Annotated in this window: 13 protein-coding genes and 1 pseudogene; 8 read left to right on the top strand and 6 right to left on the bottom strand. The window is 63.7% G+C overall.

Annotated features, from left to right (window positions below):
- Positions 1–35 precede the first annotated feature (35 nt).
- Positions 36–1,922: an ABC transporter ATP-binding protein gene (locus EN964_RS11450; protein ID WP_127271989.1), complete on the bottom strand. Its 1,887-nt coding sequence runs from the start codon at positions 1,920–1,922 to the stop codon at positions 36–38.
- A gap of 29 nt (positions 1,923–1,951) precedes the next feature.
- Positions 1,952–2,347 (bottom strand): hypothetical protein, encoded by a 396-nt coding sequence (locus EN964_RS11445; protein WP_127271716.1) that lies wholly within the window; start codon positions 2,345–2,347, stop codon positions 1,952–1,954.
- Between the two features lie 443 nt (positions 2,348–2,790).
- Here EN964_RS11445 and EN964_RS11440 point away from each other — a divergent pair.
- Positions 2,791–3,244: pseudogene (locus EN964_RS11440) on the top strand (tRNA (cytidine(34)-2'-O)-methyltransferase).
- Positions 3,245–3,376: 132 nt separating this feature from the next.
- The gene (soxR, locus tag EN964_RS11435) at positions 3,377–3,838 is read left to right on the top strand and encodes a redox-sensitive transcriptional activator SoxR (protein WP_127269424.1); all 462 of its coding nucleotides are present in this window, start codon (positions 3,377–3,379) and stop codon (positions 3,836–3,838) included.
- Here the strand turns inward: soxR and EN964_RS11430 are convergent.
- Positions 3,835–4,092 carry a hypothetical protein gene (locus tag EN964_RS11430; RefSeq protein WP_127269425.1) on the bottom strand — a complete coding sequence of 86 codons (258 nt, stop codon included), beginning with the start codon at positions 4,090–4,092 and terminating at the stop codon, positions 3,835–3,837. The genes soxR and EN964_RS11430 overlap by 4 nt on opposite strands.
- Positions 4,093–4,258: 166 nt before the next feature.
- Between EN964_RS11430 and hemF the strand changes: the two genes are divergently transcribed.
- The 3 genes from hemF (at position 4,259) to EN964_RS11415 (ending at position 6,162) form a co-directional block, all read left to right on the top strand.
- A complete protein-coding gene (hemF, locus tag EN964_RS11425; RefSeq protein ID WP_127269426.1) occupies positions 4,259–5,173 on the top strand; it encodes an oxygen-dependent coproporphyrinogen oxidase in 915 nt (304 codons plus the stop codon).
- 308 nt (positions 5,174–5,481) lie between these two features.
- Positions 5,482–5,742 (top strand): DUF1344 domain-containing protein, encoded by a 261-nt coding sequence (locus EN964_RS11420; RefSeq protein ID WP_127269427.1) that lies wholly within the window; start codon positions 5,482–5,484, stop codon positions 5,740–5,742.
- A gap of 234 nt (positions 5,743–5,976) precedes the next feature.
- Positions 5,977–6,162, top strand: coding sequence for a DUF1059 domain-containing protein (locus EN964_RS11415; protein ID WP_127269428.1), 186 nt, complete (start codon positions 5,977–5,979; stop codon positions 6,160–6,162).
- Between the two features lies 1 nt (position 6,163).
- Here EN964_RS11415 and EN964_RS11410 read toward each other — a convergent pair whose 3' ends face one another.
- From EN964_RS11410 to EN964_RS11400, 3 genes are read right to left on the bottom strand one after another with little or no spacing between them, the layout of a single operon-like run.
- On the bottom strand, positions 6,164–7,429 hold the full coding sequence (locus EN964_RS11410; RefSeq protein ID WP_127269429.1) for a CCA tRNA nucleotidyltransferase: 1,266 nt from the start codon (positions 7,427–7,429) through the stop codon (positions 6,164–6,166).
- Entirely contained in the window at positions 7,426–8,058 is a 633-nt protein-coding gene (locus EN964_RS11405; protein ID WP_127269430.1) for a CoA pyrophosphatase, read from the bottom strand. Before EN964_RS11405 ends, EN964_RS11410 begins: the two co-directional genes overlap by 4 nt.
- Entirely contained in the window at positions 8,058–8,687 is a 630-nt protein-coding gene (locus EN964_RS11400) for a DUF1285 domain-containing protein (RefSeq protein ID WP_127271874.1), read from the bottom strand. Before EN964_RS11400 ends, EN964_RS11405 begins: the two co-directional genes overlap by 1 nt.
- Positions 8,688–8,841: 154 nt before the next feature.
- Here EN964_RS11400 and EN964_RS11395 point away from each other — a divergent pair, with 154 nt between their 5' ends.
- The 3 genes from EN964_RS11395 to EN964_RS11385 form a co-directional block, all read left to right on the top strand.
- Positions 8,842–9,846, top strand: a complete 1,005-nt coding sequence (locus tag EN964_RS11395; protein WP_127271985.1) for a MoxR family ATPase — start codon at positions 8,842–8,844, stop codon at positions 9,844–9,846.
- Positions 9,846–10,811, top strand: a complete 966-nt coding sequence (locus EN964_RS11390; protein ID WP_127271779.1) for a DUF58 domain-containing protein — start codon at positions 9,846–9,848, stop codon at positions 10,809–10,811. Before EN964_RS11395 ends, EN964_RS11390 begins: the two co-directional genes overlap by 1 nt.
- A partial coding sequence (locus tag EN964_RS11385) for a BatA domain-containing protein (RefSeq protein ID WP_206528708.1) occupies positions 10,808–11,363 on the top strand: 556 nt, incomplete at its 3' end. The genes EN964_RS11390 and EN964_RS11385, both read left to right, overlap by 4 nt.

Genomic DNA, 11,363 nt, shown 5'->3' with positions numbered 1-11,363 from the left:
GACCTCGGCGCTTGATTCCGAAGCCGAGGCGGCCATCATTCTGCGGCTTGCCCCTTTGCAAGTGCATCGTTGGCGGGGTCGGCGGGACCGCCCTCAAGCAGGAACCCGCCCGACTGGCGCTGCCAGAGCTGCGCGTAGAGCCCGCCGCGGGCGACGAGTTCCTCGTGCGAACCTTCCTCGATGACACGGCCTTTGTCCATCACCACCAGCCTGTCCATCGCCGCGATGGTCGACAGTCGGTGCGCGATGGCGATGACGGTCTTACCTTGCATGAGCTTGTAGAGGTTCTCCTGGATCGCCGCCTCGGCTTCGGAATCAAGCGCCGAGGTCGCTTCGTCAAGGATAAGTATTGGCGCATCCTTCAACATAACGCGAGCAATGGCGATGCGTTGACGCTGGCCGCCGGACAATTTGACGCCGCGGTCGCCGACATGGGCATCGAAGCCCTTCCGGCCACCGGCATCCGAAAGCCCTGATATGAAGTCCAGCGCCTCGGCGCGCCGCGCCGCCTCGACAAGCATCTCGTCGGTGGCATCGGGCCGGCCATAGAGGATGTTCTCGCGCACCGAACGATGCAGCAGCGAGGTGTCCTGCGTGACCATGCCGATCTGCGCACGCAGCGAATCCTGCTTCACACCGGCGATCTCCTGGCCGTCGATCAATATCTGCCCGGCTTCGAGGTCGTAGAAGCGCAGCAACAGGTTGACCAGCGTCGACTTGCCGGCGCCGGAGCGGCCTACGATGCCGACCTTTTCGCCCGGCTTCACCGCCAGCGACAAGCCTTCGATCACACCCTTCTGCTTGCCGTAGTGGAAGCGGATGTCCTCGAAGCGGATTTCACCCCTGGAAACGCTGATCTCCTTCGCGTCCGGCCTGTCCTCGACAAGACGCGGCAGCGAGATCGAGGCGATGCCGTCCTGCACCGTGCCGATGTTCTCGAACAGGCCCGACATTTCCCACATGATCCATTGCGACATGCCCCACATCCTGAGCACAAGGCCGATGACCACGGCGACCGCGCCGATCGTCACTGCTTGCCCCAGCCACAGCCACAACGCCATCGCGGTGACGGAGAACAAGAGCAATGCATTCAGGATGTAAAGCGAGCCAAAAAGCACTGTCACCAGCCGCATCGACCGGTAGACCGTTTCGAGAAAGCCGGACATGCCGTCTTTGGCGAATGACGCTTCGCGGCGTGCATGGCTGAACAGCTTGACCGTCTGGATGTTGGAGTAGCTATCGACGACCCGGCCGGTCATGATCGAGCGCGCATTGGCCTGCTCCTCGCCGACCTTGCCCAACCGCGGGATGAAGTAGCGCAGCAAAAGGATATAGCCGACCAGCCAGACGCCGAGCGGCGCGGCCAGCCGCCAGTCGGCCGAGCCGACGATGAGCAGCATGCCGAGGAAATAGACGATAACGTAGTTCAGGACGTCGATCACCTTGATGACGCATTCGCGCACGGCGAGAGCCGTCTGCATCAGCTTTGTCGCGATGCGGCCGGCGAACTCGTCCTGGTAGAAACTCATCGACTGCTTGAGCAGATAGCGGTGCACCTGCCAGCGGATGCGCATGGGATAATTGCCCATCAGCGTCTGCTGGTTGAGAAACGAATGCAGCCATACCGTGCCCGGCAGCGCGAACAGCACGATGAAGGCCATGCCGGCGAGCTTCCAGGCTTCCGTCTGCAGGAAGGTTTCGCGATTCTGCCCCGACAGCCAGTCGACGATGCGGCCGAGAAAGCCGAACATCCATACTTCCGCGATCGCGATGGCCGTCACCAGCACCGCGTCGAAAAGGATATATGGCCATGCGCCGCGCGTATAATGCAGGCAGAAGGCAACCAGCGTCTTGGGCGGCTCGACCGGTTCCGCTGCGGGGAACGGATCGAGCCTTTTTTCAAACCAGCTAAACAACAACATAGGTTATGCCTGTGAAATGTGTGTGCCGCTTACGCGGCACGTGAGCGTACGAAATCCGCGGAACCCATGGCGTCAAGGGCCGACGGTCTGGAATCACCCGGACCGTCGGCCCTGCTTCGCGCAATATAGGGGCTCGCGGGCTTTTCGCCGACAGCTGCGCCAGACGATCCTGACGACACGGTGCCGCCAGCCCGGTTTTTCGCGCCCGGCCGGATCAGCCGGATGATCCGGCGCACCAGCGAAGGCCGGCTCAGATCGGGAACCGCGCGCGAAAAATCGACATCCGGCAGCATGCCGCGATGCGGCCGGCGGCGAACCTCGGCGTGCACCGCCGACGAATAGGTGTCGCCGATCAGCAGCGCCCAGGTCGGCAGTCGATGGATATGCAGGCTCCTCGAGCCAGGTATTCTATAGGGATCGAACATCGGTCCGTCCTCCGTGTGAAAATCGAGATAAAAAGGCGAAGCAATATCGTCCGCCGGCATTCGGCCGGAGGCATGCTTTGCGTCGGTCTGGACATGACAAGCATCGGTCCGGACAGGTTCAGCTGGGGTGTTCAGCCCTTTTGACTTTTTGAAAAACATCGCAGGATTCCTTCGAGAGCCGAAAAATCGTTTCGGCGGGAATCGGTGCGATCAAGTCTTAGAGAGTCAGGAGAATCGTCGTACCGAAACCGCCGGCAGGCAGGTAAGCCCACGAGAGGGGCGCTGGATGTGCATGATCATCATGAATTACCCCTCCATCGGTTCGGGTTGACAATCCTGGCTGTATACCCGACCTCGCAGAAAATGGCCACCCGCAGGTCCAGCAATTTCCAAAACCGCCAAGCCGCTGTGGCCGATCCGCCACTTATTAGAAGGACGCGGAAATGAACTGTCGTCTCCGCATCGCGCTCTACCAGCCTGACATTGCCGGCAACACCGGGACAATCCTGCGCTTCGCCGCGTGCCTCGGACTTGGCGTCGACATCATCGAACCGGCCGGATTTCCGCTCTCCGACAAAGCGCTCAAGCGAGCCGGCATGGACTACCTCGAAATGGCTGCCCCGGCATGTCGACTGGCATGCCTTCGAGGAATGGCGCAAGGCTGGTTCGCGCCGGCTGGTGCTGCTGTCGACCAAAGCCACGACGGCCTACACCAGCTTCATCTTCGCCGAAGGCGACATACTCCTGTTTGGCCGGGAATCCGCAGGCGTGCCGGATCCTGTCCATCAGGCGGCTGATACGCGGCTGACCATCCCGATGCAGGGTACGGCGCGCAGCATCAACGTCGCGCTCTCCGTCGCCATGGTGGCGGGCGAAGCCGTCCGGCAACTCGGATAATGGCAGTCCGTCTCCCGTCATCTTGACCCAGGCGCACATCGCCTTCTCCTTCGTTTGCACATCCAGGGTTTCTTCGCTACAAGCTCAACTTAACTTTAGGTCAAGCGGAAAAATCGGGGCGGAAAATCAGACATGGCGCCTATAACGGAATTGACGGTCGGCCAGGTGGCCATGCGCAGCGGGGTGGCGGTGTCGGCGCTGCATTTCTACGAGGCCCGCGGCCTGATCCGCAGCCATCGCACGTCGGGCAACCAGCGCCGCTACGGCCGCGATGTGCTGCGGCGCGTGGCGATCATCAAGGTTGCACAGGAGGTCGGCATCTCGCTGGCCGAAATCGGTGCCGCACTTGAATCACTGCCCGAAGGCCGCACGCCGACGCGCGACGACTGGAACCTTTTGTCGACCGCCTGGCGCGACGGGCTCGACCACAAGATCGCCCAGTTGAAGAAACTGCGCGACGGGCTGACCGACTGCATCGGCTGCGGCTGCATGTCCATCGACAAATGCCCGTTGCGCAACAAGGGCGACCGGCTGGCGCGCGAGGGGACAGGGGCAAGAAGGCTGGTTGCTCCGCCTCTCTCAAGGACATCCTAGTCAGCCGCTGGCAACCGCCTGATGGTGAACTCGATCAGGTCGCCCGGCCGCTCGAACCAGCTTTCGATCTCGGTCCAGTAGGCCTGCTTGGGAAAGCGCTCGAACCATTCCTTGGCCTTGAGCCGCGCATCGGAGCGCGGCAGCACGAAGGTCTCTCGCAGGAAACCATCGCGCGGCATACGCACGCGCTCGGCACGGCTTTGGTCGAGCCTTCTCTTCAGGCCATCCAGCGGCGGTCTTGCCGGGGTGCGCACGAAACAGCTCCTTGCACCTGGCGCATGACCCGAAATCGGAATCGAGTTTCGGAAAGGATCATGCGCAAAACCAAAGTGACTTGACCCTTGCCCTTAAGAGATTAGGGATCGCGCCGGCAAAAGACGAGTCATTTGTGGGACTCGCCGCCCCAACCGGAGACGGCACTTGGAACGACCAGAAATACCGACAGGCCTGCCCGCCGACATCGAACAGAAGAAGATGAAGGCACGGCTGTGGTTCGAGGCGCTGCGCGAACGCATCTGCGCCACTTTCGAGCAGATCGAGCAGGACCTTGGCGGGCCGCTGGCCTCGTGGTCACCGGGCCGTTTCGAAAAGACGCCGTGGGAACGCGACGAGGGCCGTGGCGGCGGCGGTACCATGTCGATGATGCACGGCCGCGTCTTCGAAAAGGTCGGCGTCCACACTTCGACCGTCCATGGCGAGTTCTCGCCCGAATTCAGGAAGCAGATGCCCGGCGCCGAGGAAGACCCGCGCTTCTGGGCATCCGGCATTTCGCTGATCGCGCACCCGTGGAATCCCAACGTTCCGGCCGTGCACATGAACACGCGCATGGTGGTAACATCGCGCCAATGGTTCGGCGGCGGCGCCGATCTGACACCGGTGCTCGATCGCCGCCGCACCCAGGACGACCCTGATACTCTCGCCTTCCATCGCGCCATGCAATTCGCTTGCGAGAAGAATGCCGCGGTCGCCGATTACCCGAAATTCAAGGCCTGGTGCGACGAGTACTTCTATCTGTCGCACCGCAACGAGCCGCGCGGCACCGGCGGCATCTTTTTCGACTGGCTGCATTCGGGCGAGGACAAAGGCGGCTGGAATGCCGATTTCAACTTCGTCCAGGATGTCGGCCGCTCCTTTCTCGTCGTCTACGGTCACCTCGTGCGCGCCAACTTCAACGAGAACTGGACCGATGGCGACCGTGACGAACAGCTCATCCGCCGCGGCCGCTATGTCGAATTCAATCTGCTTCACGATCGCGGCACCATCTTCGGACTGAAGACCGGCGGCAATGTCGCGTCCATTCTCTCCAGCCTGCCGCCCGAGGTTCGCTGGCCGTAACAAAATGGTGAGCGCGGCGTGAGTCGCATTGATGTCCCATTCGCTCGAAATGGGCATGGAATGTGGCACACGGTGCGGCGCAAAATTTCTTTTTCGTCTAATAGGCCGTTGAAAAGACTGGCCTATTTGTGGGGCCGGGTCGGGAAGCGCCGGCGGTTCGCCTGCGCGCAATTCCAGGAAAGTGCGAAACGGCTTTCCGACCGGAATTGCGTCAGACAAAGCGAGCCGCGACCCGACGCGACCGGACGGCCCAGACGACGCGGGGCACCTCATTGAGAGGGATGCCCTACTTCCAGGAGTACTTCGCAATGCGCAAGATCATTGTTTCGGCGGCCGCCGCTGCCCTTCTCGCTTCCGGTTCGGTGGCATTCGCCGCCGTCAAGCACACCACCGGAACGATCAAGACCTTTGACGCAACGGCCATGAGTCTGGTCCTCGACGATGGATCGTCTTTTACGCTTCCCAAGACCTTCAAGGATCCTGGCCTGCAGGTCGGTGAAAAAGTCCGTGTCTCATGGGATATGAAGGGCAAGAACAAGGTCGCCGAGGCCGTCAAGGCCGCAAAATGATGGCTTGCCCGCCAGAGCAGGATGAGACGATGTCCGGTCCTGTTTCGGGATAGTGTTAAGAGGGTGGAGCAGCGCTGCTCCGCCTGTTTGCCGTTGACCGCAACCAATGCCGCCCCATCTGTGTTATGCTTCTCACCCGCTCGCGGTCCGCGGATTAAACCCTGGAACCGGACCATGAGCCAAAAAAAGTACCGGAGCCTCGACCAGGCTTCACGGAGGAAAAGGAGAAATCTCATGAAGGAATTTCACTGCGGGTCGCTCGTGCCCGGCTGTGACTGGCACACGCGTGCCGACGAGGAGGCCGAGGTCATGCGCCGTGCCGTCGAGCACATGCGCGAGACGCATGGTGAGACGGTCATCCGCGAGACGATGATCGAGGCGATCCGCTCGCGCATCGAAAAGAGCCGCGACGCGGCCTGATCTACCCGGCGTTCAAAGCTTCGGCGGCGCGCTTGAGGAGCGCGTCGCGATCAGGGGTAAACCCGGCTTCGACCCATTCCGCCTCGAGATTCCTGAGGATTTCGCCGAGTTTCGGTCCTGGAGTTGCGCCGAGCGCTGTGAGATCGGCACCTTTCAGCGGAAACAACGGCTTTTCCCATTTGGTGGCGAAGGCAAGCTGGCGCGAAAAGCCACCGGCTTCGAGCAGCGCCTCATTGTCCTCGACGGCGCGCACTCTGGCTGCCGCAAGCGACAGCCGCAGCCGGTCGACAAACCCCTGCCGGTCGCCGCGATAGAGCCTTTTCGCCAGTTCGCCCTCGGTCGTCTTCGGCTCGACGGCGGTGGCAAGCGCCCAGTGGCGCAGGCGATCCGCTTCGGCGGTCGAGAGTTTGAGCCGCTCGGCGAGCGTCTTCATGCGAGCGGCATCGGGCGGCACGATCGCTTCCAGTCTGAGCAGCGGGTCGGGTGCCCAGCCCAGATCCTTCCCGGCCTTGGCCAACCCATGGATGGCATCGATGCCCCATTTCTCGCTTTCCGGCAGCGCTGCGGTCAAGACGCCTGCCTGCCGCATCCAGAGCAGCGCCCGTGACGGATCGGGCGCCGACAAGAGCTTCTTCAGTTCCGACCAGATGCGCTCGGCCGAAAGCTGGGCCAGCCCTTCCTTAAGCCGGGCGCAGGCTTTCAGCCCTTCGGCGTCCGGCCGTCCATCGCCGTACCAGGCGAAGAAGCGGAAGAAGCGCAGGATGCGCAGATAATCCTCGCGGATACGCGCTTCCGGGTCGCCGATGAAGCGCAGCCGGCGTGCCTCGATGTCGGCAATGCCGCCGACCAGGTCGACAACCCTGCCGTCGGCCTCGGCATAGAGCGCATTGATGGTGAAGTCGCGCCGCTCGGCGTCAAGCTTCCAGTCGCGCCCGAACGACACTTTCGCGCGTCGCCCGTCGGTCTCGATATCGGCGCGCAAGGTGGTGATTTCATAAGGTTTTCCGCCGGCAACCACGGTGATTGTCCCATGTTCGATGCCGGTTGGCACCGCCTTGAACCCTTCCGCTTCGGCGCGGCGGAGGGTTTGCTGCGGCAGGCAGGTGGTGGCGATGTCGATGTCGGCGACGGGCTGGCCCATCAGCGTGTTGCGCACCGCGCCGCCGGCGACTCGCGCCTCTTCACCGCCTTCGGCCAGTGCGAACAGCAGGCGCTGCAGATGCTTGTCGCCGAGCCAGTCGGCCCTGTCCGCGATCGAGACACTCACGCATAAAGCCTTTCATAGAGGGTACGGATGATGCCGGCGGTGACGCCCCAGATGCGCCGTTCGCCGTAAGGCATGTCGTAGAAGAACCATTCGAGATCGTTCCACATGCGGCTGTCGCGCTTGTGGTTGGCCGGGTCCATCAGGAAGCGCAGCGGCACTTCGAAAGCGGCGTCGACCTCGTCGGCGTTGAGCGTCAGTTGGAAACCGGGCCGCACGATGCCCAGCACCGGCGCGATGCGGTAGCCGCTGCCGGCGACATAGTCGGGCATGCGGCCAATGATCTCGATGCGGTCTCGGCCAAGCCCGATCTCCTCGAAAGTCTCGCGCAGCGCCGCCGCCTCAGGGCTCGGATCGGTCGGATCGATGGTGCCGCCGGGAAATGCCACCTGCCCCGAATGGCTGCGCAGCTTTTCGGCCCGTTTGGTCAGGAGAACCGTCGCATCGCCCTCATGATCGACCACCGGGATCAGCACCGCGGCATTGCGCAGCGCCTTGCCCTGGTTGAGGCGCGGATGGCCGGGGTTGAAGCGATGATCGCCATAATCGTCGCCGGCATGCGCATCCGGCTGCACGGCAAAACGCGCGCGAAAATCCGCGGATGAAAACGGCGCCGGCGTCACCTGGTCCATCACGCGCTCAGCCGCTTCAACTGGTCCGCCGGCATGATCGGGAACACGGCGCCCTTGGAGCGCACCGCGAACATCGTCTCGCCGCCGATCTCGACCTCCTCGCCATGCCCGACCAGCTCATACATAACCGGCCGCGCCACCAGCGCCTCCAGACGGCCCCGCACCAGCACATAGGGCTTCAATCCGCCGGTCTCGTTCTCGTCGACGAAGCGCAGCGGCCGTTCCGGCCCGGCCTCGACGACATCGCCGACATTGGTGCGGAAGGTGATGGTCTGCGCTTCGCCGCTACCCGAAACGTCCATTTCGACCGCGATGAACGGCGCATCGGCAACGCGGATGCCGACCTTTTCCACCGGTGTCACCAGATAGGTCCTGCCATCGGCGTCCTTGCGCAGCACCGAGGAGAAAAGCTGCACCAGCGGCATGCGCCCGATCGGCGTGCCCAGATAGAACCAGGTGCCGTCGGACTTGATCTCCATGTCCAGATCGCCGCAGAAGTCGGGATTCCAGCGTTCGACGGGTGCCGCCCCCTTGCCGGCACGGGCGGCGCGCGAGATGAGCGCCTCGAGGCCACGCGCCTCGGTGGCATCCGTCAGGCTTTCTTCACGATGTCCCAAGGGTCCCGTCATGGTCACGAAATAGTCACTGTTGTTGCGCTTGTCAGCCTAAGTCTGTGATTTAAGTTTCGACATAGGCGCCACGCGAGGCCGAATCGCGGCAACTTATGGTATGGTGCAGCCGTTGTTCCAGCCATGGTATTCCAACCACAAGGATCGATGCGGCATGAGCGTGATGGTCAAGGAAAGCCCGATCAGCGAAAAGGACATGATCGCCGAGGCCGAAAAGGCGCTTGCCGACATCTCCCGGATCCGCGACGGGGTCGGCCGGGTCATCTTCGGACAGGAAAGCGTCGTCGAGCGTACTCTGGTGGCTCTGCTGGCCGGTGGCCATGCGCTTTTGGTCGGCGTGCCGGGCCTCGCCAAGACCAAGCTGGTCGAAACACTTGGCATCGTGCTCGGCCTCGATTCGCGTCGCATCCAGTTCACGCCGGACCTGATGCCGTCCGATATCCTCGGCTCCGAAGTGATGGAGCAGGACGAAACCGGCAAACGCTCCTTCCGCTTCATCTCCGGGCCGATCTTCGCCCAGTTGCTGATGGCCGACGAGATCAACCGCGCGTCGCCGCGTACCCAGTCGGCGCTGCTGCAGGCCATGCAGGAATACCACGTCACCATTGCCGGCGCCCGCCATGACCTGCCGGCGCCCTTCCACGTGCTGGCAACCCAAAACCCGCTGGAGCAGGAAGGCACCTATCCGTTGCCCGAGGCCCAGCTTGACCGCTTCCTGATGCAGGTGGATATCCTCTATCCCGAGATCGAGGCAGAGCGCCGCATCCTTCTGGAAACCACCGGCATCGAGGACGCGAAAGCGCAAAACGTGCTGCAGCCGGTGCGGCTGAAGGAGATCCAGACGCTGATCCGCCGCATGCCGGTGCCTGAAAGCGTCGTCGAGGCGATCCTGACGCTGGTGCGCTCGGCGCGTCCCGGCCAAGGCAATGCCGAGACCGACAAGAACGTCGCCTGGGGTCCCGGCCCGCGCGCCAGCCAGGCGCTGATGCTGTGCACAAGGGCGCGCGCGCTTTACGACGGACGGCTGGCGCCCTCGGTTGACGACGTCCGTGCGCTGGCCGAGCCGGTGCTGCAGCATCGTATGGCGCTGACCTTCGCCGCCCGCGCCGAAGGCACCGGCGTGCGTGACGTGGTGGCGAAACTCGTGAAAGGAATTTGATGCCGCGCATCGGCGAGGTCCAGGCTCCGGCAGCGACGCGCGACGCGCTCGCCCGTGGCCGGTTGCGAGCCTCGCTTGTGCCAGACCTGCTGGTCGAGGCGCGCCGCATCGTCAACACCGTGATCGCCGGCTGGCATGGCCGCCGCAAGCGCGGCATCGGTGAAAATTTCTGGCAGTTCCGGCCCTATGTCGAGGGAGATTCCTCGCGCATCGACTGGCGCCGCTCGGCCCGCGACGACCACACCTATGTGCGCGACCGCGAATGGGAAGCCGCCCATACGGTCTGGCTGTGGGCCGACCCCTCGCCGTCGATGCTCTACAAATCGACCGGCGCCAGCGTTTCCAAGCAATCGCGCGCGCTGGTGCTGGCGCTGGCCATGGCCGAACTGTTGTCGCGCAGCGGCGAGCGCATCGCCTGGCCGGGCCTCACCGACCCGTTCACCGCCCGCAACGGCGCCGAACGCATCGCCGCCCAGTTGATGCATGCCGGCGATTTGCCGGCAAAACCCGACCTGTCCGACATCAGGCGCTTCTGCGACATCGTCATCGTCAGCGACTTCCTCGATCCGGTCGAAGAGACGATGGCCTGGCTCGACGTGCTGGCCCGCCACGGCGTGCGTGCCCACCTGATCGAGGTCGCCGACCCGGCCGAGGAGACCTTCCCCTATGCCGGCCGCACCGAATTCACCGATCCCGAGACCGGCGACAAGCTGACCGCCGGCCGCGCCGAAATGCTCGGCGATGAGTATCGCCTGCTCTACGCCGCCCGGCGCCACGAACTGGCGGCCTGGTGCAAACGTCTTGGCTGGAGCTTTACCGTCAACCACACCGATCGGCTCGCCTCCGACGCGCTGGTGCGGCTGCACATGGCGATGACCACTGATGGCTCCTCGGCCAGGCCGACCGCCGGCGGTCGTGCCGGCATGATCGCCGGCGGCGATCGGCCAGGAAAGGCTGTCGCATGAGTTGGCTGCCGCTTTCCTTTGGCGCCCCCATGGTGCTGTGGGGCCTGCTGGCACTGCCGGTGATCTGGTGGCTGCTCAGGCTGACGCCGCCCAAGCCGCAGACCGAAATCTTCCCGCCGCTGAAGATCCTGGCCCGCGTGCTGAAGCGCGAGGAGACGCCGCAGCAGAGCCCGTGGTGGCTGACACTGCTCAGGCTCTTGATGGCGGCCCTCATCGTCGCGGCATTGGCCGACCCGGTCTTCAACCCGCGCGAAAAGCTGCCGGCCGAGGGAGCCGCCCTTGCCCTGGTCATCGACAATGACTGGGCAAGTGCCGCAGACTGGGGCAAACGCGTCGCCACCGCCGAGCGGCTGATCAACGATGCCGGCTCCAACGGCGTGCCGGTCGTCATCGCCTTCACTGCCGAAAAGGCCAATGCCGAGATCGGCCCGTTCGATGCCGCCACCGCGCTTGACCGGCTGCGCGCCGCCAAGCCGCGGCCGATCCCGACCGACCGGCCCGCCGTCTATGCCCGCGTCGCCGGCGTGCTGGAGACCTTGCCCGGGGCCAGTG

The sequence above is a fragment of the Mesorhizobium sp. M7A.F.Ca.CA.001.10.2.1 genome (assembly GCF_003998575.1).
Taxonomy (GTDB): Bacteria; Pseudomonadota; Alphaproteobacteria; order Rhizobiales; family Rhizobiaceae; genus Mesorhizobium.
The sequence above is the reverse complement of the archived record's forward strand: the minus strand, read 5'-3'. Positions and strand labels throughout refer to the sequence as shown.